This is a genomic window from Paenibacillus sp. Y951, assembly GCF_056786395.1.
This window is the reverse complement of the sequence record NZ_JBXCIY010000005.1, coordinates 190,204-214,880: the sequence shown is the minus strand read 5'-3', so window position 1 is coordinate 214,880 and position 24,677 is coordinate 190,204. Positions and strand designations below refer to the sequence as shown.

The following is a 24,677-nucleotide window of genomic DNA, read 5'->3' as shown; positions in this document are numbered from 1 at the left end:
TTACATTCCTCCATGTAAAAATGGTTTATGATGATGCATGAACGATGATCCTCTAATAAGTGTTACCATATTACAAAATAATATGTATTGGTGGTACAAGAATTACAACTTTCACGCTATAATAAGTAATGCAAGACAATGCTTGCGATATATTTTTCATTTTGGTGAAATAATATCGAAGGTATATGAAAAGTTTAAGGGGTGTTATTATTGAACGCCAAAATATTGAAAACATTGGAGTATTCAAAAATAATTGTGAAATTGAAGGAGCATGCAGCGACTTCAATTGGTAAAGAAATGGTTGAACAAATAGAACCATCTACTAATATAGAAATTGTTAAAGATTTATTGCAATTAACAGATGAAGCCTTTGCTGCAGATCGATTGAAGGGATCTGCTCCATTTGGCGGTATTTTTAATATTGGTGCTTCATTACATCGAGCAAGAATTAGTGGTACTTTGAATGCTTCGGAACTGATTGAGATTGCATCTACATCGCGAGGAAGTCGTCGTGTGAAGAGACATATTTCAACAGTTAATGAAGAATATCCAGTTCCTTCGTTACTGAACATCACTGAGCTAATAAGTGAGCATCGTGAGCTTGAAGAAGCAATTTGGACATGTATCAATGAACAGGGTGAAGTACTCGATCAAGCTAGCTCAGAGCTAGCAACGGCTCGCCGGGAAATTAGATTAGGTGAAAGTAGAGTAAGGGAAAAACTTGAAAATATGATTCGATCATCTTCTGTGCAGAAAATGCTGCAGGAAGCGATTATTACATTGCGTAATGATCGCTTTGTTATTCCTGTAAAATCTGAGTATCGTTCTAGCTTTGGCGGTATCGTTCATGATCAATCAGGATCTGGTGCGACATTATTTATTGAACCAGAAGTTATTGTGACGTTGAATAATAAACTTCGAGAGATGCGAGTTCAAGAAATTAAAGAAATCGAGAAAATACTGCAAAAGCTTACTGCTCAAGTCGCCGATTGTGTAGAAGATTTTTTATATGATCAGGAGCTCATTGCTAAGCTTGATGTAACATTTGCTAAAGCAAGGTATGCTCATATATTGAAAGCTATTTGCCCACGTATGAATGATCGTGGATATATTAAGTTGAAAAAGGGACGGCATCCATTAATCGATCCAAGTCAAGTTGTACCGTTGGAGCTTGAGCTTGGTAATCAGTATCACTCCATTATTGTGACGGGGCCTAATACGGGCGGTAAAACGGTATCCTTAAAAACGGTTGGTTTACTTAGTTTAATGGCAATGTCTGGCATGTTTGTACCTGCAGAGGACGGAAGTCAACTCTGTGTATTTGATGCCATTTTCGCTGATATTGGTGACGAGCAAAGTATCGAACAAAATTTGAGTACGTTCTCCAGTCATATGACGAACATTATTCGAATTTTGCAAGACATGACGTCGAAAAGCTTAGTGTTACTGGATGAACTTGGAGCGGGTACTGATCCGGCTGAAGGATCTGCATTAGCTATTGCAATTCTTGAACATATTCATGCCAAAGAATGTAGAGTAATTGCAACAACACATTACTCTGAATTGAAGGCATACGCATTTAACCGAAAAGGTGTAATCAATGCGAGTATGGAGTTCGATATTGCTACGCTAAGTCCAACTTATCGACTGCTCGTAGGGGTTCCTGGTCGAAGTAATGCATTTGCGATAGCGGAACGATTAGGCTTATCTTCAAATATTATTGATGTAGCTAGGGGCGAAGTTAGCGATGAGGATATGAAGGTTGAAAGTATGATTGCTTCATTGGAACAAAATCGTCTTTCAGCAGAATCCGATCGTGATATTGCGCAAAAGTTGCGACTTGAGATGGAGCAGTTACGTATAAAGCATGAACAAGATAAATTGAAATTTGAAGAACAAAAAGAAAACCTGCTTGCCAAGGCGCAAAATGAAGCGACTGCTGCTATCGCGAAAGCTCGTAAAGAGGCTGAACTTATCATTTCTGATCTTCGTAAATTAGCGATGGAAGAAGGGGCGTCGATCAAGGAGCATAAGCTAATAGAAGCTCGTCGCCGCTTAGATGATGCAGAGCCAGAATTAAAAGTGAAGACAAAGCCCGCTCGTGATGGTAAAAAACAAAAAATACATGCTGGCGATGAAGTTAAAGTATATAGTCTTAATTCTAAAGGGCATGTCGTTGATATTCATGGTCAAGAAGCGACGGTACAGCTTGGAATTATGAAAATGAAGGTCAAGTTAGATGATCTGGAATTGTTACAGTCTCAATCTAATGCACCAGCGCAACCACAAAAGCAAGCAGCCACACTTAAGCGGACCAAAGAAGACTCCGTTCGAATGGAACTTGATTTACGTGGTGAGTCACTGGATGAAGCTATCCTTGAAGTTGACAGATTCCTCGATGAATCATTCCTAGCAGGAATGGGACAAGTATATATTATTCATGGTAAAGGTACAGGAGTTCTTCGTTCAGGCATTCAAGAGTATTTACGCCGCCACAGCCATGTGAAAGCTTATCGTAATGGGAATTATGGGGAGGGTGGCATCGGAGTCACCATAGCCGAACTCAAATAGAGAGAGGTAACTCTAAACGTCCGACTGTGATCACGCGGATTATGCTAACGTAGCGTATTCGACGGCGAATATGCCCTCCATCAAAAGCCTGTGTGTGCTCGTGTACCAATAACGTACACTGTGCTACTCGTTTTTGCTGAAGTGCATCTTCTTGGTGCTGACAGCTGAACGTTTAGAGCCTTCATTTGAAGTTAGTTCAAAAGACTAGATGGTTATGCTTTGAAGATTTGAATGTGGTTTCATCAACGACGCTGGCGCTGCCACCTGCTTGGTAGGGAAATGCATCAAGGTCGCTGGCCTTCTGCCAGCTGCTTGTTGGGGATTACAATAAGGTCGTTGGCTTTGCCACCTGCTTACAGGAGATTTTTAGAAAGTTGTAAAGTGAGGAGTATAGGATGAGTCCTAAAATTGATTGGTTATTAGAAAATGAATATCTCGCTTCGATTGTGTATATTTCTGTGACCATATTCTCATTGATCGTATTTCTATCATTGTTTGAGTTAGTGACAAAATACCATTGCTGGCATGAAATTAAGCGTGGTAATGTGGCTGTTGCAATGGCAACAGGAGGGAAAATTTTTGGGATTTGTAATATTTTCCGATTTTCTATTTCAATGAATAGCTCAATTTATGAGAATTTACTTTGGGGAACCTATGGCTTTATTATTTTGCTTGTTGCATACTTCTTATTTGAATTTTTGACACCGATATTTAAAATAGATGAGGAGCTAGCCAATGATAATCGTGCGGTAGGATTAATAGCTATGATTATTTCTATTTCGCTATCCTATGTAATCGGTGCGACTATTCTTATCTAAGGTAGGTGTTTTGTATGAAAAATTTGTCAAGAATACTTGCTGTAGTTGCAGTTTTGTTTTTTGTTATTGGCATAATTTATGTAGCAAACCTGTAATCCAATTAGATGTGTTTAGAGAGGGAGTTAATAATGGAATCACAAACAACTTGTCCATGGTGTGAATCAGATATTATTTGGGATGCGGAGATCGGTCCTGAAAAAAATTGTCCGCACTGTGAAAATGAAATTAGCGGTTATAGAACGTTAGAGATAGATTTAGATGATGAAGAGATGGAAGATGAACACGCTGATCCCAATGATTCTGATTGGGATGATGATGACCGTGGGGTTTTACGAACTACACGTGAAATAGCAGCGAATAGTTCGCTTCAAGCTATTCTTAATGAGCAATTTGAAATGCCTGAATGCACGAACTGTCGTGAATATATGGTTGAAGCAGGATTGCAAGTTGTTGGTGAGGATGGACAATTCGAATCTAAAGTTTCACCGGCTAGTGGTTTACCGTTAGTTAATAAATCATTCAAAGTTATCTGGTACGTCTGCCCAACTTGTTATCGTACGGACAGCTATCTAGATTTACTTGATCGTAAGCAGCTACTTGACGCATTAACGCCGGATATATAGTAGTTGGAACAAAAGTACTAGTATGTCGTCTTTAGCCTAAGGGTATCTTATCATCGAGCTAATATAGCTTAATCCTATTTTTTGGGGAAGTGATTAGATGGCGAAATTATTAGACAAACAAGCAATGATATTGCTTGCGATTTATACTTCATTTGGCTTTGCTAATTTACTGTCAGGTACATTTGTTCCCGTTTACTTGTGGAAAGCGAGTCAATCTTACTTTACTGTTGCGCTGTATGCGTTAGCCCAATATAGTGTGGGAGGAATAACATTCTATATTGCGGGTAAATGGGTGAAAGAAGGAAATAAATTAAATTGCCTGCGAGCGGGGTGTCTGCTCTCGGGCGTTTTTTATAGTATTGTGCTATGGGTGAAGCAAGGCGCTAGTGACATTCCAATTGTGCTTGGTTTAATAAGTGGAATGGGCCTCGGCCTCTTCTGGATTGCTTATAACGTCGTTTATTTTGAAATTACAGAACCTAATACACGCGATCGTTTTAATGGTTGGCAAGGATTGCTTATCGCATTTGCTGGTATAGTCGCACCGTGGTCATCTGGCTTGTTAATAAGTATGCTAGCTGATTTGCGAGGTTATCAGCTTATTTTTACAAGTTCTTTAGTTATTTTTGCTTGTTGCGGTATATTAAGTTTTTATATTAAGAAACGTCCAGTTCAAGGTAAATATGATTGGAGTCATCCCCTCAAGCAATTAAGGAGCTCAGATACAAGTTGGCGTAGGGCATTTGCCGTTATCGTTGCGCAAGGTGTTCGTGAAGGTGTATTTATGTTTTTAATAGGGTTAGTTGTTTATATTGCGACAAACGATGAAGCCAAAGTAGGAATGTATAGTTTATGGGCATCCGTTACTGCTTTAATAAGTTACTGGATTGTCGGTCGTTATATGAAGCCAAAGTGGAGAATATGGTCGATGTTTATTGGTGTTATTTCATTAGCGATCATAATTATTCCGCTATTCTGGGGGATACACTATCATTCATTAATATGGTTTGGTGTAGGAACAGCGATGTTATACCCTTTGTATATCATTCCGATTACTTCGCGAATTTTTGACTTGATTGGCGCATCACAACAATCGGTTGAAAAACGAGAAGAATTGATCGTATTTCGAGAGCTTGGTCTAACGACGGGACGAATGATTGGTTTGATTCCATTCTTTGCTTATTTGCTGTGGAATAATACGGAGCAAGGTTTAGTATGGATGTTATTAATTGTAGGTTCAGTTCCGATATTAGGATGGTTTTGGATGCGTAAATTATTTCGTGATGACTATGGCAGAACTGGAATTTTGAAGTAGTTTGTGACGGAGAAGTGAAAAAATGCTTTTGGAGCTACTTTTCATCTCTGTAATGACTATTCTGAAGTAATGAAATTTTTTAGGGGGATTAACGATGCCGAAAGTGGTTAACAGTGTGATGGACTTGATCGGAAATACTCCAGCTGTTGTATTGAATCGTATAGCAGAACCCAAGAGCGCAGAAGTTATTGTGAAGCTGGAATACTTCAATCCAAGTGGCAGTGTCAAAGACCGTGCTGCTTACAATCTCATTGTCCAGGCGGAGTTGAATGGAACGCTGCAGCCAGGTGCGACGATTATTGAACCAACTAGTGGAAATACAGGTATTGGTCTCGCGATGAATGCAGCTGCAAAAGGATATCACATTATACTCGTTATGCCTGATAATATGTCCAAAGAAAGAATTGCCATGTTAAAAGCTTATGGAGCAGAGGTTGTGTTGACGCCAGCGGAAAAACGCATGTCAGGAGCGATTGAGAAGGCCATAGAGCTTCAAAACGATATACCGAACTCATTTATACCTAATCAATTTGAAAATGAAGCTAACCCCGATATTCACCGTATAACGACAGCCCTAGAAATTATGGAGCAGACGGAAGGTCGATTAGATGCATTTGTAGCTTCTGCTGGGACAGGAGGGACGATTACCGGGACGAGTGAAGTACTCAAAGAAAAATTGCCTCATATTCATATTGCTGTTGTAGAACCGAAAGGCTCACCTGTACTTTCAGGGGGTCAGCCGGGCACTCATAAGCTGGTAGGTACAAGTCCTGGCTTTATTCCTGCTATTTTGAATACATCGATTTATGATGAAATTATTCAAGTTGCTGATGAGGATGCGATTGCGACAATGAAACTGCTTGCTAGACAAGAAGGGATTCTTGTCGGACCATCATCAGGAGCTACTGTGTGGGCGGCTATGCAAATTGCGCGCAAGTTGGGACCAGGGAAACGGGTGCTGTGTGTTGCGCCGGACACCGGGGAACGCTACCTAAGCATGGGGTTGTTTTAAAAGTGGACTTTGATAACGATGATTATGCTAACGTAGCTTATTCGCGTCGAATATGAAACGAACTTGGAAAGTATAGCATAAACTTCCGATGTATGTTTCTTTCAGAAACATTGTAGGTCCGCGTGTACCAATAACGTACACTTGCGCTTCCGCCTTTCTCAAGTAGCGTTCCATCTTCTTGGTTCTGAAAGCCCGCGTAGCGTAGTCGACGGAGAAGCTCGTCCCCATCGAAAGCCCGATTTTTGAACCTACATAAATGTATTTCCCTTTTTTTCTAACTATTAGTTCGTATAGCAGGCGGCATAATGGCTCATGCTAAGTTTGCAGTTATTTGCGAATATGTTAGGAGGATGAAGTGAATGCAACCGATGTCGAGCAAAGAACTTGAGTATGTGATTGATTCCATATCGAATGAGGATTTGTTGTTACGTCAAACTGCTGCAGTTGTTGCAGCATCAACTCACCCAGCGTTGAAAAGTTGTTGTGAAGCGATGGTGCAAACTCATCAAGATCATTATAATACGTTGATGAAATCGATTGAGCAGCATCAGGCAGTAGCACCTATCGGCATGAATTAATTTTCATTACGATCATTCATGATGTAACGGAGGGAAATCAATGACTACAAATACCAATCAAAAGTCTATACTAACTGAGGAAGATCTTGCGGGTACAGTACTAGCGGATTTAAAACGAGTCGTTCGTGAATATGCAACTGCGGCAACGGAATCAAATTGCCCGATGATTCGACAAATGTTTACTGAGCTTTTGAATAAAACATTAACGATGCAAGGTCAACTTTATACCGTAATGTCTCAAGTAAATATGTATCAAGCACCTTCTGTTGCTCCGAAAAAGGAGTTAGACAAGCAGTTGCAATCCTATTCTGCGCAACAACAGCAAACTCAAAGTTGGTTACAGATGAATAGCTTAGCTAATCAACATCAGACGGCGCCATTGTACACTTCAATGCATTAATAGTGTGAAAACGGCAGTAAAATACGATTTGCAGTGAAAAAGACCCTAATAGGGTCTTTTTTATCTTTGCAGAACGTATCTATTCAGTGTAAAATAACGTACATAGCTTTGTTGCTATACACCACAGGTAAGTGGGAAGGAGTAAAATCATGTTAGGAATTAGTGAATTTCAATTAAAGGTGCTTGAGCTTTTGCATGAGGACGCCAGAATCAAGCCGGAATTAATTGCGACGATGCTTGACGTCGCCGTTGAGGAAGTTCGTGAGGCCATCGCCGCCCTTGAGCAAGACCATGTCATCGTGAAATATGCAACGATTGTGAATTGGAGTAAGATGAATGACGAGAAAGTTACGGCTTTAATCGAAGTGCAAATTACACCAGAGCGCGGACGTGGTTTTGATCGTATTGCCGAAACGATATACTTGTATCCAGAAGTTAAGTCGCTGTATCTAATGTCAGGGGCTTATGATTTACAAGTTGAGATTGAAGGAAATAGTTTGAAGGAAGTTGCTTCCTTCGTTTCAAATAAATTATCAACAATTGAAGCAGTTTTATCTACTAAAACATACTTTATACTTAAAAAATATAAACAGGACGGCATTATCTTCGAGGAGCATGAAAGTGATCATCGTATGATGGTGTCCCCATAAGAAGGGTGAACGTGATGACAAACGAAGCATCGCAAGTATCATCCGTGCCAGTACAAGCTAGATCAATGAAAGATTTCTTGAATCCATCCGTAAGAGATATTAAACCTTCAGGTATTCGTCGTTTTTTTGATCTGGTTAGTACGCGTAAGGATGTCATTACACTTGGTGTAGGGGAACCTGATTTTGTAACACCTTGGCATGTTCGTGAGGCTGCAGTTATGTCTCTAGAACGAGGGAAAACTCAATATACTTCAAATGCTGGTATGCCAGAATTAAGGGATGCAATCGGCGCTTATTTAGATAATAGTTTTCAAGTGGAATACAATCCAGCGGATGAGATTTTAGTTACGGTGGGTGGTAGTGAGGCAATTGATCTTGCCTTGCGTGCGTTAATATCTCCAGGAGATGAAATTTTAATTCCTGAACCTTGTTATATTTCGTATTCGCCAATAACGGTTCTTAGCGGAGGAGTTTCTGTAGGGATTGAAACTTTTGCGAAGGATCAATTCAAATTGACGGCAGAATCGTTGGAAAAGTCAATTACTCCAAAATCTAAAGTTCTTATTCTTTGTTATCCAAGCAATCCAACCGGTGGTATTATGACTTATGAAGATTGGTTGCCGATTGCGAAGGTAGTGGAAGAGAATGATCTTATTGTCATTAGCGATGAAATTTATGCAGAATTAACATATGGTTCAAAACATGTTAGTTTTGCAGCGATACCTGGTATGAAGGATCGTACTATTCTAGTTAGTGGATTTGCGAAAGCATTTGCGATGACAGGCTGGCGTATTGGTTATGCTTGTGGTCATACAGAAATTATTTCAGCGATGCTGAAAATTCATCAATACACTGTAATGTGTGCGCCGGTCATGTCACAATATGCTGCATTAGAGGCGTTAACAAATGGGCTTGAGGAAAAAGATAAGATGATTGAGTCATACAATCAGCGTCGTCGTCTTGTTGTGCAAGGGTTCCGTGAAATTGGACTTCAATGTCACGAGCCTCAAGGTGCATTCTATGCATTCCCATCGATTGCTTCTACAGGATTAACGAGTGAACAATTTGCTCAGCGTTTGCTTGAAGAAGCGAATGTTGCTGCTGTTCCTGGTGAGGTATTCGGCCTTGGTGGTGAAGGCCATCTTCGTTGCTCTTATGCAACATCCGTTGCTTCATTAACGGAAGCGATTGAACGTATCGGTAATTTTGTACACAAACTGAAGTAATAGCTAAATGTATAAGTAGGCTCGACATATATGTCGAGCCTATTATTTACGTAAATGAAAAGTTGAGCTGGAGCTTACGAAGCGACTTTTCATTCGCAAGATGTAAATCAAGAAGTATCATGAAAAGTTGTAGGAGGATTCAATATGAAGCTGTACACTAGAGGCGGAGACAAAGGTATGACAAGTTTAATCGGTGGTCGCGTGTCGAAAACTGATGCTAAAGTTGAAGCGTATGGTACGATTGATGAGTTGAATAGTTTTGTAGGTCTTGCAGCGGCTCAGGCTGAAATCTTTGAGCCTACACAAGCTTTGGGCATAGAGCTGTATGAGATTATGCAAGAGCTATTTGATACTGGTTCTGATCTTGCTTATGCTGTAGAAGGTCAAACATATAAGATGACAGTAGAACCAATTGAACGGTTAGAGCAATGGATTGATGCACATAGTGAAGCAGCACCGGCATTAACGAAGTTCATCCTGCCTGGTGGCTCTCAGCTTGCAGCAACGTTACATATATGCAGAACGGTATGTAGACGTGCAGAACGGCGTGTTGTCGCGCTAGCAGAGCAGAGTGAAATTAATGAGCAAGCTCTTGCTTACTTAAATCGTTTGTCTGATTATTTCTTTGCGGCAGCAAGAATTGCTAATATGCAATGTGGAACTAAAGATACGGAATATGTACGTAGCGCAAACGTATTTCAAGGGAAGAAAAAATAATGACAACACCAAGATGGACAGGTCGAGTTGTGAAACATCTTGCTGATGCTACTGCGACCTCTGTTATATATGGAACAACTGAAAATTTAGAATTACTAGAGCAATATTATGCTCCTTTATCTGTCGTTGTACGTCAAGAGGATGAAGGGAAAAAGATCCGAGAAGTACTTGAGAAATATTATAAAGTATCTGGAAAATTACTTGCACAAGTTCGGCTAACGGAATATGGCTTAACGATCAATGAAGAAAGAGTTTATACTTCAGCACCTGTTCAAGCAGGGGAGGTCGTGAGGCTAAGAATGCAGCGTGAGGAATCGACGGATATTTTACCGCAGGAGATGCCGCTCGAGATCATTTATGAAGATGACTACTTGCTTATTGTCAACAAACCTGCTGGAATCGTTGTTCACCCCACTCATGGACACTATACGAATACGTTAGCTAACGGTGTCGTTCATTATTGGAAAAGTAAAGGTGAGCGCTTTCGGTTTAGACCTATTCATCGATTAGATGAAGAAACATCGGGCATTGTTGCGATAGCGAAAAACGGTTTTATCCATCAGCAGCTTTCGGAGCAAATGCAGCAGGATGACTTCGATAAGCAATATATAGCATTTGTATATGGGGTTCCTTCGCCAGCAACAGCCTTGATTGATGCGCCGATTGATCGTGATAAGGCTCAGCCTCATCTGAGAGTTGTTTGTAAGGATGGGGACGGATATCCATCGCAGACCGAATATACTGTCTTAGAAAGCGTAGAATTGTCTCGGGTAACATCTAAATTGTCATCTTTGAAGTCTGAATCATCTTTTGTGAAGTTCGGAGAGTCAGAGTTGCTGTCTATCGAACAGCGAACTGATCATCAGAATGATGCGCTTTCGCTTGTTCGTATGAAGCTATATACAGGTAGAACTCATCAAATTCGTGTTCATATGAGTAGCATTGGCCACCCACTAGTTGGTGATAAATTTTATTGTGATCCGACCGTGCAAATAGAGCAGATCGAACAACTTATTACAAGACATGCATTGCATGCAGAAAAATTAGCGTTTACTCATCCGATAACGAAGCAGTACATGGAATGGACGGCAGCTATGCCGGCAGACTTTGAACAGCTACAGATTATGATGAAGAAAGGGAATAACTATGACTAAGCGATTAACGATTTATGAATATCCGAAATGTGGAACTTGCCGCAGTGCAGTGAAGTCTTTGAAAGCATTAGGTAGAGAACTAGAACAACGTCATATTGTAGAAGCGACACCTACCGTAGATGAGCTCAAGCAATTACTTGAGATTAGTGGTGTAGACTTGAAGAAGTTTTTCAATACTTCAGGGGATGTATATCGTGAGCAAGGATTGAAGGACAAGCTCCCATTGCTTAGCGAGGATGAAAAGCTAGCATTACTAGCTTCGAACGGCATGCTCATTAAACGACCAATTGTAACAGATGGTGAAACAGTAACGATTGGCTATAAGCAAGAGAACTATGAAAAGGTTTGGGGCTTGAAGTAATGGGTGACAACATTATGAGTAGAAAAACACAGTTATTATCAGAACTGGGATCTTCTATATTCTCAGAAGTTTCCGCGTGGAAACGTGAAGCAGTAGCTCAAGGTATCGACGTTATCGATCTTGGAATCGGCAGTCCAGATCGAGCTCCTTCATTGAAGGTTCGCCAAGTATTATCACAATTTGCGCTACAAGAAGATATGTACGCCTACCCTGCATTGAAGTCGGGCTTACCGTTTCGCGAGAAAGCAGCAGAATGGATGAAGCACCGTTTTGGCGTAGCATTAGACGCCGCAACAGAAGTTTGTACGATTGCAGGTTCACAAGATGGTCTAGCACATTTAGCGATGGCAATTGCCCCGCGAGGCTCCATTGCTATCGTGCCAGATCCAGGATATCCAATCTATACAGCATCACTTGCACTTGCAGGGGTAGAACCCTATTTCATACCTTTAGTAGAAGAACATCAATATTTACCACAGCTTGAAACTATTCCGCGAGAAGTATGGGAGCGCGCGGCGTTCATTCTATTAAATTATCCGAACAATCCGATTACAGCTGTTGCAAATCTAGCATTTTACGAATCATTAATTACGTTTGCTAAGCAACATAATGTACTTATTGTTCATGATCTTGCTTACTCAGAAATGGGATACGATGGATTTATGGCTCCTAGTATTTTGCAAATAGATGGTGCTAAAGATATTGCTGTGGAATTCCACTCTTTATCGAAAAGCTTCAATATGGCAGGCTGTCGTATTGGCTTTATGGTTGGAAATGCAGATGTAGTTGGTGCGCTCACTGAATTGAAAGCAAATATTGACTACGGTGTTTTCGACCCTGTGCAGGAAGCTGGAATTGTCGCACTTGATGAAGCGATGTATAGTACTGATTTTGTTCGTTCGGGTGATGTATATCAGCGCAGAAGAGATCAGTTTATAAGAAGTTTACATGAAGCTGGTTGGCAAGTGACCTCACCGCAGGCGACGATGTTTGTATGGGCAAAACTACCAGAACTAGCTAATGGCGATATGACGAATACGAGCTGGAGCTCACGTCGCTTTGCCAAGCAACTGCTAGCAGAGACTGGTGTCGTCGTTATTCCAGGAGATGCCTTTGGTACTCAAGGTGAAGGCTATGTTAGAATAGCGTTAGTAGAGAATGAACAGCGCTTGGTGGAAGCTGCAATAAGACTGGGCTCATTTATACAACAGAAGAGGTAGTAGAGCCTTTATTGGAAGTGTAATTAAACTTTATTTGAAATGAATGATAGAAAGAGGTTGTACTATGTCACAGAAGCAAAAATATTTACTCGTTGACGGAATGGCAATATTATTTCGTGCTTATTTTGCAACATCATTTACCGGGAAAATAAGAAGAACAAGTCAAGGTGTACCAGTGAACGCCGTTCACGGATTTGTTCGATATTTTCTAGATGCCATTCAAACGTACAAGCCTACCCATGTGATTTGCTGTTGGGATATGGGATCAAAAACGTTCCGTAGTGAGCAGTACACGGAATATAAAGGAAATCGTCCACCAGCTCCAGAAGATCTTATTCCGCAATTTGATCTTGTGAAGGAAGTTGTGAGTAGTTTTGATGTACCTAATATCGGTATTGTAGGCTATGAGGCTGATGATTGTATCGGCACATTAGCGAAAACGCTTGGACAAGATCATGAAGTTATTATTGTAACGGGAGATCACGATATGCTGCAATTGATCGATGAGTCTGTTTATGTTGCAATTATGAAAAAAGGTATCGGAAACTATCAGCTATATACAATTGCTAGTTTGCTAGAGGAGAAGCAATTGACTCCGGCGCAAATTATTGATGTTAAAGGATTAATGGGCGATACAGCCGATAATTATCCTGGCGTTAAAGGTATTGGAGAAAAGACAGCTCATAAGCTAATACAGGAGTTTGGGTCTATTGATCAATTACTAGAATCATTAGATAAAGTATCGGCAACGATTAGTCGTAAAATAGAAGCGGATCTTGATATGCTTCATTTGTCTCGCCAATTAGCAACGATTCACTGTGAAACACCGCTTGAACCATTAGTTGAAGAGCAATGTGTGTGGTGCTTTGATAAGCAGAATGTTTACGACAAGTTCGAAGAGTTAGAGTTTGGGAGTCTAGCTAAGTTAGTAGACGGAGTAACACTAGCTGAAGTTTAGCTAGCGGAAGTTCAAAATCGCCAACTGTAATAACGCGGTAATGCACAGTAGTGTACTCGGCATCGAATCGCCTTCGCACTATGACTAGTTCTCGGAGCGCCCTTTTACTGTTCCACTAGGTATAAAGGTATATTCAACTCACTGGAAGAGGTAGAAAATAGTAGAAAATTGTAGATTACCCAGACCAACCCTCGTAACAAATATCTCATAATTAGGAAGTAAGATGCTGGTAGTTGTAGGTGGAAGGTTGATACTAGTAGTAAAGTTGCGAAGTTTTAGTGTACTTGACCTAGATGATCTTGTATAATAGGCATTAGTTAACCACTTGAGATATTTTATACAGAGGGGAGCGACTGAATAGTGAAAGTGGAATTTATTAACCCGTTTTTGGATTCAGCCAAAATGGTTATTGAACAAGTGATACAAGTACGCCCTTCTACTGGTCAAGTATCTGTCAAGGATATTAAGTTTGTAGAAGAGTACATTTGGATTCATATCGGACTAAATGGTCAAATGAATGGCAATATCATATTTGGCTTAAAAGAATGTGTTGCTTTGAAGATAATTTCGGCAATGATGGGCGGTTACGTTATATCGGAACTTGATGAAATGGGAAGAAGTGCAATTTCGGAACTAAGTAATATGATTAGTGGAAATGCAAGTACTATTTTATCCAATCAGGGAATGTCAGTAGATATTACACCTCCCAAAATTATGGAAATGGCACAAGCAGCTGGATTCGATGGTACTAAAGCTTTAACGGTACCATTAATCATTGAAGGCATTGGAGAATTGGATATTCAAGTTGTAGTTCAATAATATACTAGCTCCCTGAGAGGGAGCTTTTTTCATGCTTACGATGTCGTTAGATAGACGATATCATCTGCAGCATATTGTATATATGAAAATTGCAATCTAGCAGTTTTCAATTTTGCTTTCTCAATTATTATGAAGTACACTGTTGGTGGGTGATATAGATGCTTAATGATAAAGTAATACTCATTACTGGTGCCTCAAGCGGCATTGGTTCACTTCTTGCCGAGCAAGTATCTGCTTTAGGTGCAATAACGATACTGACAGGAAGAAATGAACAACGTCTAACTCTCGCGTTAGAAAAAATATCAGGGCGAGCTGCGATCTACGTCATGGATGTGCAGAATCTAGCTAATATTGAATCGACAGTAGATCATATTGTTGCTACTTATGGAAAAATTGATATATTGATTAACAATGCAGGTTATGGAAAATTTGATAGTATTGAAGATTTATCAGTTGCAGAATATGAACAAATGATGGACACAAACTATATGGGAATTGTACGATGCACAAAAGCTGTACTTCCGATTATGGAACGTGCTGGTAGCGGGCATATTGTTAATATAGCATCATTAGCAGGAATGATCGGGAATGCCAAATCAACCTCCTATGCTGCAACAAAACATGCGGTACTAGGGTTCACTAATTCATTACGAATGGAACTAAGGGGCAAACCAATCAAAGTTTCTGCAGTTAATCCTGGTCCGATAAACACCGAGTTTTTCCATATTGCTGATCCTGATGGCAATTACGTTAAAAATATTTCATGGCTTATTATGCAGCCTGAATATGTAGTTAAGCAAATCATTAAACTTCTCTATTCGCAGCGTGCAGAGCTGAGTCTACCACGTATTCCAGCCTTTGGATTAAAGATGTATCAGCTTTGTCCTAGATGGATTGACAGAGTAGCAGGCAAGTGGCTCAATAAGAAGTAAGGTAGTTCAAAAAGAGAACTTTTTGAACCTTCATTTAAAGTTAATTCAAACAGCACAAATACATCAACGAGGCCCTAATGGGCAAAGAGAGGATTTTAATATGTCTAGTACGAAGTGGACAGAACTTGGAATTAATGAAGTACTAAGTTCAGAGTTAATAAAGCAAGGTATTGTTGACCCGACCGAGGTGCAACAACAAGCGATTCAATTATTGTTAGAAGGCAAAGATATTTCAGTCAAATCGCAAACGGGTAGTGGTAAGACATTGGCATTTTTGCTACCTATTTTGCAAACTATTAATGTTGACTCAAAAGCGATTCAAGCAGTAGTACTTGCACCTACTCAAGAGCTGGCGATGCAAATTTTCCGTGTGGCTGAGAGTTATGGAGAGCTGCTAGGTGTTAAGGCTCAACAATTAATTGGTGGCGCTGCTACAAAGCGTCAAATTGAAAAATTGAAGCTTAATCCGCATATCGTTATTGGTACACCTGGTCGTATGAATGAATTAGTTAAGAGTAAACGTCTGAAGCTTCATCAAGTTAAGTATCTAGTTATCGATGAAGCAGACCAAACATTTGAGCTAGGCACACCTACAGATACTGAGAATTTACTATTCAGTGTTAATAAGTTTCGTCAAACTGCATTTTTCTCTGCTACGTATCCAGAAACAACAATGTCCAGATATGAAGGTCGTTGGATGAAACAACCTCATCATATTATGATTACACCAGCAGAAAAAGTAGCAAGCACCATCGAACATTTCTATGTAGTATGTGATCAACGTTCTAAGCTAGATACAGCAAGACGATTGCTTCGCACCGTGAATGCTTCTTCCGCACTGTTATTCGTCAATGATACGAATCAAATTTCCAATTGGGAAACGAAGATGAAATATGAAGGATTCAAGATCGAATCGTTATTTGGTGAAGCTGATAAACAACGTAGATCAGCGACATTAACAGCGTTCCGCGAAGGCAAGCTTGATGCGATATTATCTACTGATGTTGCTGCTCGTGGTATCGATATTGTTGATCTACCTTTAGTTATTCAGATTGAGCCAGCTGTCGATGCTGATCATTATGTTCACCGAGCAGGTAGAACAGGTCGTATGGGGAAATCAGGTCTAGTTATATCTATTATTACGCCACATGAAAAGTTCATTATGGACAAATTCATGAAGCAATTGAATATTAAGATTGAAGAAAGAATATTGTTCCGTGGTAAATTGTTGAATGAAGCTCAAGTAGCTGAAGCAACGAAATACAAGCCAGCGGAGAAGTCGATTCCTCTTAAGCAGGCAGCAGCTTCGGATCGACCACAAGCGAGTGTTAGCAAGGGGAAACAAACGGATACGATCAAGTCTACTCCATTAAAAGGAAGTTCGACTGCGAACGATAACAGTGGAGTTATCAAAGCTCAAGAAACAAACCAATCAAGTGAAGAACGTCAAATTTCCACTTCGAGCAATTCTGATATTAGCAATAATGGTAGTCTGAAAAAAGACAAAAAAACTGGTCCAATTGCAAAAGCTAAATCAAAGAAAAAAGCAAATAGCGGTAAAAATAAAGGTGCTCCTAAGTGGTTGAAAGAAAAGCGACAATCTACTGATAACTAAGTAATACGGTGGATTTACTCTGCTATTAAACTACCTAAGACATGTAAGGTTAAAGAGTAAAAGCAATTTGCTTCTACTCTTTTTTTGATATTCATGTAGAAATTAGGTATGCTTATATGAAGAAAAGAATGAGGTGAACGAATGAGTACAGTATTAAGTGTTGAACAATTAAGTGGAGGATACAGTCCACGTAAAGCGATCATTCAAAATATTAATTTACATATTGAGTCAGGTGAGATGATTGGTCTTATCGGAGTTAATGGGGCTGGAAAAAGCACCACAATTAAACATATTCTTGGATTAATGACTCCTCATAAAGGAACCATTATGATTAATGGGACGACCTTGCAGGATGATGTTGAAAAGTATAGAAGTGGTTACACCTATGTACCAGAAACACCTGTTCTTTTCGAAGAGTTAACGGTAGAGGAACATTTGCGCTTAACAGCGATGGCATATAGTGTCCCGCAGAAACAATATGAACAACAGGTTGAACAATTACTTCAACGTTACCATATGGAGAAAAAGCGTAAAGCAGTTACAGCCCATCTATCCAAAGGGATGAAACAAAAGGTAATGATTATGAGTGCTTTATTAGCAAAACCGTCTTTATTCATCATTGACGAGCCTTTTCTCGGTCTTGACCCACTAGGGATTCGTTCCTTGCTTCAGGAGCTTGAGGAAGTGAAGAAAAATGGTTCATCGATTTTAATGAGCTCACATATTCTTGCAACAATTGAACACTATTGTGATAGATTTCTCATGCTAGATGGTGGTCAAGTGGTGGCACAAGGAACATTACAGCAAATGCTTGATCAAGCTAATCAAGGGGGAGGTCAAGCGAGAAACCTAGAGGAAGCCTTCTATGAATTGTTAAATGGAGGGGAAGTCTGATGTCATCTGATGTGGTACATTTATGGCAGAAACGAAAGCATGCTTTCATGAAAGAAGTTTTGCCATATATTAATTATATGATGCGGAGTGGATTTCCGGCTTTTCTTTCGCTCATTGGTATTGTGAGCATTATTCAATATGTTAATTTAATCAATAATGTACCGGAAAATTTCCCGTTGGAACTCATTGGTGCGCTCGTGCTCACACCATTAATAAGCTATAGTCCTCTGCGTACGTGGTTGAAAGAAGCAGATACGATATTTCTTATGCCGATGGAGCATCGCTTGCATTCGTATATGAAAAAGTCTCATATTCGCTCATTGCGAAATGGCTTCATTTATCTGTTAATTGTTACATTGATATATTGGCCGTTATATCGTCAAACCGATGCTTATCAACCGATAATATTTATAACGGTACTCGTATTGTTGAAAGCTGTGAATCATGTACTGGCTTGGCAGGAACGCCAGTTGGTCTGGTCAATGAATCGGAACATTATGCGATTATTCCGTTGGCTGTTAATGTTTATGTTATTGCTGGGTTGGCTACTTTCAAGTCACTGGGGTATGTTATGTCTTACGGTTATTGTAATAGCTATGCTAGCTACTCTCTATAGAGTGACGAGTAAGCAACAATTTCCATGGGATCGCTTAATTACAGAAGAACGAATCACGATGCGACGCCTCTATTCATTTTTTAGTTGGTTCATTGATGTACGTGTTGGTCCACCTATTGTGAAGCAAAGAAAATATTTGAGCTGGATTATTCCATTCGTACCATATCGGAAGCAATATACATTCGTATATTTACATTTGATAACGTTCGTACGTACTGAAATCGGTGGTATTTGTATAAGATTACTTATTCTCGGTGGACTTGTTAACTACTTAGCGGCTACAGGTAATGGCATCGATGGATGGGGAACAGTTATTAGTTATATACTGTTTGGTATAATTATAACATTGCAAATAGGCTCATTACGCAAAGTACATCGCTACGCGATTTGGAAAGATATATTCCCGATGCAGTTAAAGCTTCAGCAACAACAGATCATTATGATCGATCGAATATTAAGCTATATGTTGCTTTTTGTTCTACTAATGACGACGACTCCGATGTGGAGTGGACATGGTTCACAGGTTATCGTTATGATTATGTTCGCATTACTATATCCTGTCATTCGTGCTTTCAATATGAAGCGGAAGCTAGAAAAAGAAGTCGATGATTTGGATTAAGAAACAAAGAAACCATTCCCAATAATTCAAAGGGAATGGTTTCTTTGTTTTTAGATAGAGTTTATTGGAATTTTATAAAATTTTCACGTAATAAACACAGAATCAATACACATCACCGCGGTTGTCGATTGTTAAAATATAAATGGTTCCTTCGCTAATATGCACTTCGAATATGATACGATATGTACCCACTCGTAGGCGCATAAGTTTTTCTTCACCCTTGAGGGGTTTTATATCACCGATCGGCGGTCGCACAGTAAGCTTTTTTAATCCTTTTACAATGCGATCTTGAACTAGAGCTTCTTGTTTTTCTAAAAATTTTAAAGCTCGTTTATGGTAAATCAACTTTAAGGTTGAATTCACGATAAGCTTCCTTCCCCGAGACAAATCCTTCGTTTGAGTTAATCTGCAGTGATTCTTCATCACTCAAAGGGATATCATCAGGATCTAACAGGGAAATTTCGTTCCAATCAGGACGATCTTTGATTGATTTGATGGAAAGGTACTGCAAGTAATCCAATGCAGATTGCTTGTCTTTTTCAGGCAACTGTTCAAATAAATCGACGATAACTTCATTATTTATGGCCATATTAGAACCTCCCTTAATTCTTACTGTTATTGAATCTTAAGCTTCTTCTGTCAGTTCAACAACTGCTTTATAGATGCAATCAAATAAGTCTTCTAGCTGCTCGCCTTCGATGCAAGAGAAGGCAACACGAAGATCGGTATCTCCAAGCGCAATTGTTCCGATTCCGTATTTGTCTAGAAGTAATAGACGAACAGCGTCAGCAGTTACATTGGAAAGCTTCAAGCACATAAAGTATCCAGAGTTAAACGGATAGTATTGCAATGCATCGCCATAGCGACCGCTATCTAGCAAGCCTTTTACAATGTTCGCACGATTTTTCATAATCTCGAATTTTTCGGCTTTTTGAGCTTCGAATTCAGGAGATTTAAGTGCATGCAAGACAAAAGTTTGAGATGGATGAGGACCACTTGAAATTGTAGAGCGAATAATGCCCATCGTTTTTTGTTCAAGTGCTGCAAGTGTTGCTTTGGAAGATGAAGCATAAGTAATAAAGCCTACACGGAAGCCCCATACATATTCTTCTTTTGTAGCACCATCAATTTTAACAGCCAGTACATTAGGATGAAGATCAGCTAATTTGCTGAATAAAGATTCTTTCATTGTATCCTCGAAGAACAATCCGAAGTAAGCATCATCAGTTACTGCAACAACTTTAATACCTTCTTCAGCTGCCGCTTGAATTGCAGCAACAATAGCAGCGCCGTCTCGATCATCTGGCGTATAACCAGTTGGATTATTAGGGAAGTTTAAGATAACGATAGCTTTACCTTTGCCCTTCTGAGCAAGCAATGCTTCGCGTAAACCATCACTATTGAATCGTTGATCTTCATTATATAGTGGATACTCCACGATTTCAGCATTACGACGAACACCGAAAGTTAATTCATAGTTTTCCCAGTTTTTATTCGGGATAATAACAGCGTCCCCTGTATCGGCAAATAGATCAGCAACAATACTTAGACCATGCGTTAATGCATTCGTTACGATTGGATTGCTAATCTCAGCTTGTACAGCAGCTAATGAAGGATTATCTTTTACCATTTTTTCACGCCAAGCAGTACGAAGTTCCGGCTTACCTGCAGGAGGAGCATATTCGTAAATATCTTTAGGATCATAAGCGCTTAAAGTATCTTGGATAACTTTAAGGTGCATTGGCTTGCCACCTTCAGTTGCAATACCAATTGTAGCATTATACTTTTTTGCTTTAGCCTTTGCTTCTGCAGATTGGCTAAGAATACCTTCTTTCGGGAAGTAAATTGCTTTCCCTAGATTAGATAACATGTCATAGACAGCGGGACTTTCTTGTTGCAGCGTCTCATTAAGTTGCTGAGCTAATGGGTTCATGGACTTCATTCCATCCTTCCGAAATCAATCATATTTATAGGTTAGTGCAGTCGCACATATTATAACATTATTACTGCAACTAGACCATGAACAACTGAAAAAAGTTTCAATCAAGCAATTTGCATTAATTTTCTGTTGAACCTTTCGCAAGTTTAATTATAATGGAGTATAGGGGTATTATTTTTTGCACAATTTGTATAGAGACTTTAATAGATTACATTTGATTTTAAGAAATAAAGTAGTAGGAGTGGTCAATTATGCTAGACATATCGCCAGAGAAGCTAGTGCTAAAGCCTGCATTTGCAAAAATTGTTTGTGAGCCAGGTTGGAGATGGGCAAGACGAGAAAAACCTATGCCGAATTTTGATCTATTCTACGTATGGAGCGGAGAAGGAGATGTTGAAGTTAACGGCGTACATCACGAGGTAGGTCCTGGAAGCTGCTTCTTATTCCGCCCAGGAGATTATACGAGTGCTACACATAATCCACAAAAGCCATTAGTGCTAACATATATTCACTTTGCTACGGAAGAAGATGTAGAGGTCATTCCAAAGCGCTATCGCGTACTAAAAGATACGATAGACTTTGAATTTTTATTATCTCGTTATGTTCGATTATTTCTTATTCAAACTTTTGCTGCGGAGGAAGAAGCTAAGCTTGTTTTGAAACAAATAATGATTCATCTGCTTCGTGCGGATTTCCAGACGCCAACAGAGAAAAAAGCAAGTAATCAGTTAACCGAAGCTATTCATGAGGTGGCTAACTTTATTCGACAAAATCCTAGTGTTGCTCACCGCGTTGAAGATCTTGCGATGCGCGCACAGTTATCACCTCGATATTTTTCAATGAAGTTTAGAGAAGTATTAGGTATGTCTGTTCAAACGTATATGATTCGAACGAGAATAGATCGAGCGCAATATTTACTAACTCATGCGGGGATGAATGTGACCGAAGTAGCAGATGCACTGGGCTACCGAGATATATTTTTCTTTAGCCGTCAGTTCAAACAGTACACTGGAAAAAACCCATCTGAAATAAGATAACAAAAGAACGCGTAGCTAACTGAACGAGAAATTCAGATAACTACGTGTTTTGTATCTGTCTTTATGATTTTTCAACCATTGTCCCAAGTTTTTGTCCCATCAACACTTTGCTATTCAATTGAACAGCAGGGTCAGCTTCATACGAGTTAGTCTCCGTCAGTAATACTACAGTGGAGCCGAACGCAAAGTATGCAAGCTCTTCACCACGCTCAACTTGAACTTTATGATTATGTACATAATGAATGCTGCTTACATTCATTGCACCAACTTTAACAGCGGCTACTGTATTCATATTACTTTTAATATATGTAATTAAACGTTCGTTTCGACTAAGTACTCGCTTCATATGAGTCAGTCCAAAGTTATTAACAGGGTATACTTTACCTGGCAAATGTACTCGGCCAATAATCGTTCCTTCGATTGGAGTATGAATACGATGATAGTCAGTTGGGCTTAAGTACAGCACATAATAATAGCCGTTAAGAAACTTATTGGCTAGCACATCATCTGCTAGCAATTCTGAGACGGAATAGTCTTGTCCCTTCACATTTACAATCGTTCCGTTATGAATGACGCCACAACTAGTAATAAGAGCGTCAACAGGTGATATAAGTGCAGAAGCTGTCGTATCGATGTGACGAAGGTTATGCTTTAGTCGTCTGGTGAAAAACTCATTTAACGTTCGATACTGCTCAATTGGTTTTTCTGCATCTGCAACTTTTATCCCATATATTGAAGCGAATTTTCGGATGAAAATACGGCTTCCAGGAGACTGTGCGAATGCGCCTGTAATACGAGAAATCCATTTTCGAGAGGTTAGCTCAGTCATTGCGCGTAATAGCGACTTCAACATAATAGGTTGTAACTCCTTTTTTATTCTAAATAATATAGAAAGCACTAATTGATACCGATGATACATAATGCATGATTAAACTATAATAGTAAACGGCTACTGCATTTGATGCAATAGTTATCTGTAGATTCCAGTAAGGAACAGAAAATGCCAGCTGTCAGGCAGCTGGCATTTTGCTTATTAACTTTCATTTTTTAAATATTGATATTTAGCATACTCAAGTGGTTTGCGAATTGCACTTTTATACACTTCAAGAAGACCTATCTCTTTGAATACTTCACGTGCAGGCTTAGGGTTAATTTCAATAATCCATATGTGACCCTCGCGATCAATTGCAATGTCAATCGCTAACTCATACAATGTAAAATAACACATTTCTAGATATGAAGCGATCTCGATGGAAAGATCATTTACCTGATTTTGTACAGCAGCTATATTAATATTGTTATCGATAAAGCTACGCATTAATTTTTCCATCGGAACTGCAGATCCGCCACCATGAAGATTTGCCGTAATACTGCGTTTAGCTCCTATCCTTCCTGCACACCCCGTTACATTCCATTGTCCATTTCCATCCTTTTGAACGAGTACGCGGTAATCATGTACTCTCCCACTAGCAAGCTGTAAGGGAATACCTTGCTGAATCAAATAATTAGAGTTAAGCCCGTTCCATCTCTGCACAAAAGTACGTAGTGATGATAGACTTAATTTTTGTGGAGATATAATATTACGGTCATGATCTCTTCCTTCAATAAAAACCATCTCATTGGATGATTTTTCGATACGTAGAATGCCACGACCACCTGTGCCGTTTACAGGCTTAAGATAAATTACTTTATATAGATTTAACATATAGGCAATATCCGCTACATTTGAATAGTGGATCGTATGAGGGAGATAAGGGCGAATAGGGAGATGTTCCTCTAGTTTCTGATGAACAATCCATTTATGCCCAATGGGTTTATTCAAATAATGAATGTTGGGATATTGCGCTTTAAATGTTTGTAATGATTTCATGCGATGTGATTTCTGAAAGCGACAACGATCGAAGACATACTTCGGAATATTCGCCCATTTCCGCGCCCAACGTTTTTGAGTGGTATCGAAATAATGAGCTCTAACCTTCGCCTGATGTGTCGACATATCTTCGGGCGTGAACACAATGATATTAATACCAAGCTGTGCGGCTTCAATCGTCATTTGCTCATATATTTTTCGTTCTTCTAATATTCTGTTGTCATTGAGATATAGTGTTAGTATTCCTAACAGTAGCCGCGCCATGAACTGAACTCCTTTCAAAACGTAAGGTTGCCTTTCCGGTCGGACCTTTGAACATGGATACAGCATGCAGTCCATTTTTGAAACAAAGTGTCAAACTAGAAATGTTATCTATCGCAACATGACATGAAAAACAGTCTAGATTATCGATAAGTTCCTTCATAATTTGAAAGCCGATACCGCTTTTTCGGTCCTCTGGTCGCACTACGATGAGACAATGTCCACTACCATCTCCAATGGCATATCCTACTCCTGTTAATTTACCTTGATCGCTGAAAGTAACAACAGAAGCTGGAACAATATCAGGTGATGATTGGTAGTTTAGTTGTTCATCAGAGAGCGCACGTAAACTGTGAAGTGTGGCAAGCGTAATTCTTTTCTCTCCATAGTGGCTAATAAAGTTCAAAATTTTTGCTCTCTGTTTATTCCAAGATCTGGAAGTGTGACGAGTTAGCATGAATGTTGCACCTCC

Annotated in this window: 27 protein-coding genes; 20 read left to right on the top strand and 7 right to left on the bottom strand. The window is 39.5% G+C overall.

What is annotated here, in order from left to right; genetic code table 11:
• Window positions 1-210 precede the first annotated feature (210 nt).
• From AC1TPB_RS09505 to cysK, 5 genes are all read left to right on the top strand, one after another.
• Window positions 211-2,571 (top strand): endonuclease MutS2, encoded by a 2,361-nt coding sequence (locus AC1TPB_RS09505; protein WP_482076251.1) that lies wholly within the window; start codon window positions 211-213, stop codon window positions 2,569-2,571.
• A 395-nt stretch (window positions 2,572-2,966) separates the two neighbouring features.
• The gene (locus tag AC1TPB_RS09500; protein WP_482076250.1) at window positions 2,967-3,389 is read left to right on the top strand and encodes a DUF350 domain-containing protein; all 423 of its coding nucleotides are present in this window, start codon (window positions 2,967-2,969) and stop codon (window positions 3,387-3,389) included.
• Window positions 3,390-3,517: 128 nt separating this feature from the next.
• The gene (locus AC1TPB_RS09495; protein ID WP_482076249.1) at window positions 3,518-4,012 is read left to right on the top strand and encodes a hypothetical protein; all 495 of its coding nucleotides are present in this window, start codon (window positions 3,518-3,520) and stop codon (window positions 4,010-4,012) included.
• 97 nt (window positions 4,013-4,109) lie between these two features.
• Window positions 4,110-5,327, top strand: a complete 1,218-nt coding sequence (locus AC1TPB_RS09490; RefSeq protein ID WP_482076248.1) for an MFS transporter — start codon at window positions 4,110-4,112, stop codon at window positions 5,325-5,327.
• A gap of 94 nt (window positions 5,328-5,421) precedes the next feature.
• Window positions 5,422-6,339 (top strand): cysteine synthase A, encoded by a 918-nt coding sequence (gene cysK, locus AC1TPB_RS09485; RefSeq protein ID WP_482076247.1) that lies wholly within the window; start codon window positions 5,422-5,424, stop codon window positions 6,337-6,339.
• 27 nt (window positions 6,340-6,366) lie between these two features.
• Here cysK and AC1TPB_RS09480 read toward each other — a convergent pair whose 3' ends face one another.
• A complete protein-coding gene (locus AC1TPB_RS09480) occupies window positions 6,367-6,501 on the bottom strand; it encodes a hypothetical protein (protein WP_482076246.1) in 135 nt (44 codons plus the stop codon).
• A 197-nt stretch (window positions 6,502-6,698) separates the two neighbouring features.
• Here AC1TPB_RS09480 and AC1TPB_RS09475 point away from each other — a divergent pair, with 197 nt between their 5' ends.
• The 14 genes from AC1TPB_RS09475 (at window position 6,699) to AC1TPB_RS09410 (ending at window position 19,098) form a co-directional block, all read left to right on the top strand.
• Complete coding sequence (locus AC1TPB_RS09475) at window positions 6,699-6,917, top strand: hypothetical protein (protein WP_482061589.1); 219 nt, start codon at window positions 6,699-6,701, stop codon at window positions 6,915-6,917.
• 40 nt (window positions 6,918-6,957) lie between these two features.
• Window positions 6,958-7,317, top strand: a complete 360-nt coding sequence (locus tag AC1TPB_RS09470) for a spore coat protein (RefSeq protein ID WP_482076245.1) — start codon at window positions 6,958-6,960, stop codon at window positions 7,315-7,317.
• A 149-nt stretch (window positions 7,318-7,466) separates the two neighbouring features.
• On the top strand, window positions 7,467-7,967 hold the full coding sequence (locus tag AC1TPB_RS09465; RefSeq protein ID WP_482061587.1) for an Lrp/AsnC family transcriptional regulator: 501 nt from the start codon (window positions 7,467-7,469) through the stop codon (window positions 7,965-7,967).
• 65 nt (window positions 7,968-8,032) lie between these two features.
• A complete protein-coding gene (locus AC1TPB_RS09460; protein ID WP_482076365.1) occupies window positions 8,033-9,193 on the top strand; it encodes an aminotransferase class I/II-fold pyridoxal phosphate-dependent enzyme in 1,161 nt (386 codons plus the stop codon).
• Between the two features lie 144 nt (window positions 9,194-9,337).
• A complete protein-coding gene (locus AC1TPB_RS09455) occupies window positions 9,338-9,910 on the top strand; it encodes a cob(I)yrinic acid a,c-diamide adenosyltransferase (protein WP_482076244.1) in 573 nt (190 codons plus the stop codon).
• Window positions 9,910-11,064 (top strand): RluA family pseudouridine synthase, encoded by a 1,155-nt coding sequence (locus AC1TPB_RS09450; RefSeq protein WP_482076243.1) that lies wholly within the window; start codon window positions 9,910-9,912, stop codon window positions 11,062-11,064. Before AC1TPB_RS09455 ends, AC1TPB_RS09450 begins: the two co-directional genes overlap by 1 nt.
• Window positions 11,057-11,425 carry an arsenate reductase family protein gene (locus tag AC1TPB_RS09445; protein ID WP_482076242.1) on the top strand — a complete coding sequence of 123 codons (369 nt, stop codon included), beginning with the start codon at window positions 11,057-11,059 and terminating at the stop codon, window positions 11,423-11,425. The genes AC1TPB_RS09450 and AC1TPB_RS09445 overlap by 8 nt, the downstream gene beginning before the upstream one ends.
• Before the next feature lie 14 nt (window positions 11,426-11,439).
• Complete coding sequence (locus AC1TPB_RS09440) at window positions 11,440-12,645, top strand: aminotransferase class I/II-fold pyridoxal phosphate-dependent enzyme (protein WP_482076241.1); 1,206 nt, start codon at window positions 11,440-11,442, stop codon at window positions 12,643-12,645.
• 64 nt (window positions 12,646-12,709) lie between these two features.
• A complete protein-coding gene (locus tag AC1TPB_RS09435; RefSeq protein ID WP_482061582.1) occupies window positions 12,710-13,603 on the top strand; it encodes a 5'-3' exonuclease in 894 nt (297 codons plus the stop codon).
• A 360-nt stretch (window positions 13,604-13,963) separates the two neighbouring features.
• Window positions 13,964-14,422 carry a chemotaxis protein CheX gene (locus AC1TPB_RS09430; protein WP_482076240.1) on the top strand — a complete coding sequence of 153 codons (459 nt, stop codon included), beginning with the start codon at window positions 13,964-13,966 and terminating at the stop codon, window positions 14,420-14,422.
• 158 nt (window positions 14,423-14,580) lie between these two features.
• Window positions 14,581-15,354, top strand: coding sequence for an SDR family NAD(P)-dependent oxidoreductase (locus tag AC1TPB_RS09425; RefSeq protein ID WP_482076239.1), 774 nt, complete (start codon window positions 14,581-14,583; stop codon window positions 15,352-15,354).
• Between the two features lie 100 nt (window positions 15,355-15,454).
• On the top strand, window positions 15,455-16,969 hold the full coding sequence (locus AC1TPB_RS09420) for a DEAD/DEAH box helicase (RefSeq protein ID WP_482076238.1): 1,515 nt from the start codon (window positions 15,455-15,457) through the stop codon (window positions 16,967-16,969).
• 141 nt (window positions 16,970-17,110) lie between these two features.
• On the top strand, window positions 17,111-17,863 hold the full coding sequence (locus tag AC1TPB_RS09415) for an ABC transporter ATP-binding protein (RefSeq protein WP_482061578.1): 753 nt from the start codon (window positions 17,111-17,113) through the stop codon (window positions 17,861-17,863).
• The gene (locus AC1TPB_RS09410; RefSeq protein WP_482076237.1) at window positions 17,863-19,098 is read left to right on the top strand and encodes an ABC transporter permease; all 1,236 of its coding nucleotides are present in this window, start codon (window positions 17,863-17,865) and stop codon (window positions 19,096-19,098) included. Before AC1TPB_RS09415 ends, AC1TPB_RS09410 begins: the two co-directional genes overlap by 1 nt.
• 102 nt (window positions 19,099-19,200) lie before the next feature.
• Here AC1TPB_RS09410 and AC1TPB_RS09405 read toward each other — a convergent pair whose 3' ends face one another.
• Genes AC1TPB_RS09405 through AC1TPB_RS09395 form a run of 3 tightly spaced genes read right to left on the bottom strand, consistent with a single transcriptional unit; the run spans window position 19,201 to window position 21,031 of the window.
• Window positions 19,201-19,461, bottom strand: a complete 261-nt coding sequence (locus tag AC1TPB_RS09405) for a type II toxin-antitoxin system RelE family toxin (RefSeq protein WP_482076236.1) — start codon at window positions 19,459-19,461, stop codon at window positions 19,201-19,203.
• Entirely contained in the window at window positions 19,430-19,687 is a 258-nt protein-coding gene (locus tag AC1TPB_RS09400) for a hypothetical protein (protein WP_482076235.1), read from the bottom strand. The genes AC1TPB_RS09405 and AC1TPB_RS09400 overlap by 32 nt, the downstream gene beginning before the upstream one ends.
• Before the next feature lie 36 nt (window positions 19,688-19,723).
• A complete protein-coding gene (locus AC1TPB_RS09395) occupies window positions 19,724-21,031 on the bottom strand; it encodes an aminotransferase class I/II-fold pyridoxal phosphate-dependent enzyme (RefSeq protein WP_482076234.1) in 1,308 nt (435 codons plus the stop codon).
• A gap of 257 nt (window positions 21,032-21,288) precedes the next feature.
• Here AC1TPB_RS09395 and AC1TPB_RS09390 point away from each other — a divergent pair, with 257 nt between their 5' ends.
• Window positions 21,289-22,074, top strand: a complete 786-nt coding sequence (locus AC1TPB_RS09390) for a helix-turn-helix domain-containing protein (RefSeq protein ID WP_482076233.1) — start codon at window positions 21,289-21,291, stop codon at window positions 22,072-22,074.
• Window positions 22,075-22,135: 61 nt separating this feature from the next.
• On the opposite strand, the gene asd is transcribed toward AC1TPB_RS09390, so the two are convergent.
• From asd to AC1TPB_RS09375, 3 genes are all read right to left on the bottom strand, one after another.
• Window positions 22,136-22,927, bottom strand: a complete 792-nt coding sequence (asd, locus tag AC1TPB_RS09385; RefSeq protein ID WP_482076232.1) for an archaetidylserine decarboxylase — start codon at window positions 22,925-22,927, stop codon at window positions 22,136-22,138.
• 180 nt (window positions 22,928-23,107) lie between these two features.
• On the bottom strand, window positions 23,108-24,208 hold the full coding sequence (locus tag AC1TPB_RS09380; protein ID WP_482076231.1) for a YheC/YheD family endospore coat-associated protein: 1,101 nt from the start codon (window positions 24,206-24,208) through the stop codon (window positions 23,108-23,110).
• Window positions 24,165-24,662 (bottom strand): hypothetical protein, encoded by a 498-nt coding sequence (locus AC1TPB_RS09375; RefSeq protein ID WP_482061573.1) that lies wholly within the window; start codon window positions 24,660-24,662, stop codon window positions 24,165-24,167. Before AC1TPB_RS09375 ends, AC1TPB_RS09380 begins: the two co-directional genes overlap by 44 nt.
• Window positions 24,663-24,677 lie beyond the last annotated feature (15 nt).

Bases quoted from the DNA above. Each gene is read 5' to 3' on its own strand.
- AC1TPB_RS09500 (WP_482076250.1), top strand. From the start codon at position 2,967: ATGAGTCCTAAAATTGATTGGTTATTAGAAAATGAATATCTCGCTTCG.
- AC1TPB_RS09495 (WP_482076249.1), top strand. From the start codon at position 3,518: ATGGAATCACAAACAACTTGTCCATGGTGTGAATCAGATATTATTTGG.
- AC1TPB_RS09490 (WP_482076248.1), top strand. From the start codon at position 4,110: ATGGCGAAATTATTAGACAAACAAGCAATGATATTGCTTGCGATTTAT.
- cysK (WP_482076247.1), top strand. From the start codon at position 5,422: ATGCCGAAAGTGGTTAACAGTGTGATGGACTTGATCGGAAATACTCCA.
- AC1TPB_RS09475 (WP_482061589.1), top strand. From the start codon at position 6,699: ATGCAACCGATGTCGAGCAAAGAACTTGAGTATGTGATTGATTCCATA.
- AC1TPB_RS09470 (WP_482076245.1), top strand. From the start codon at position 6,958: ATGACTACAAATACCAATCAAAAGTCTATACTAACTGAGGAAGATCTT.
- AC1TPB_RS09465 (WP_482061587.1), top strand. From the start codon at position 7,467: ATGTTAGGAATTAGTGAATTTCAATTAAAGGTGCTTGAGCTTTTGCAT.
- AC1TPB_RS09460 (WP_482076365.1), top strand. From the start codon at position 8,033: ATGAAAGATTTCTTGAATCCATCCGTAAGAGATATTAAACCTTCAGGT.
- AC1TPB_RS09455 (WP_482076244.1), top strand. From the start codon at position 9,338: ATGAAGCTGTACACTAGAGGCGGAGACAAAGGTATGACAAGTTTAATC.
- AC1TPB_RS09450 (WP_482076243.1), top strand. From the start codon at position 9,910: ATGACAACACCAAGATGGACAGGTCGAGTTGTGAAACATCTTGCTGAT.
- AC1TPB_RS09445 (WP_482076242.1), top strand. From the start codon at position 11,057: ATGACTAAGCGATTAACGATTTATGAATATCCGAAATGTGGAACTTGC.
- AC1TPB_RS09440 (WP_482076241.1), top strand. From the start codon at position 11,440: ATGAGTAGAAAAACACAGTTATTATCAGAACTGGGATCTTCTATATTC.
- AC1TPB_RS09435 (WP_482061582.1), top strand. From the start codon at position 12,710: ATGTCACAGAAGCAAAAATATTTACTCGTTGACGGAATGGCAATATTA.
- AC1TPB_RS09425 (WP_482076239.1), top strand. From the start codon at position 14,581: ATGCTTAATGATAAAGTAATACTCATTACTGGTGCCTCAAGCGGCATT.
- AC1TPB_RS09420 (WP_482076238.1), top strand. From the start codon at position 15,455: ATGTCTAGTACGAAGTGGACAGAACTTGGAATTAATGAAGTACTAAGT.
- AC1TPB_RS09415 (WP_482061578.1), top strand. From the start codon at position 17,111: ATGAGTACAGTATTAAGTGTTGAACAATTAAGTGGAGGATACAGTCCA.
- AC1TPB_RS09410 (WP_482076237.1), top strand. From the start codon at position 17,863: ATGTCATCTGATGTGGTACATTTATGGCAGAAACGAAAGCATGCTTTC.
- AC1TPB_RS09400 (WP_482076235.1), bottom strand. From the start codon at position 19,687: ATGGCCATAAATAATGAAGTTATCGTCGATTTATTTGAACAGTTGCCT.
- AC1TPB_RS09395 (WP_482076234.1), bottom strand. From the start codon at position 21,031: ATGAACCCATTAGCTCAGCAACTTAATGAGACGCTGCAACAAGAAAGT.
- AC1TPB_RS09390 (WP_482076233.1), top strand. From the start codon at position 21,289: ATGCTAGACATATCGCCAGAGAAGCTAGTGCTAAAGCCTGCATTTGCA.
- asd (WP_482076232.1), bottom strand. From the start codon at position 22,927: ATGTTGAAGTCGCTATTACGCGCAATGACTGAGCTAACCTCTCGAAAA.
- AC1TPB_RS09380 (WP_482076231.1), bottom strand. From the start codon at position 24,208: ATGGCGCGGCTACTGTTAGGAATACTAACACTATATCTCAATGACAAC.
- AC1TPB_RS09375 (WP_482061573.1), bottom strand. From the start codon at position 24,662: ATGCTAACTCGTCACACTTCCAGATCTTGGAATAAACAGAGAGCAAAA.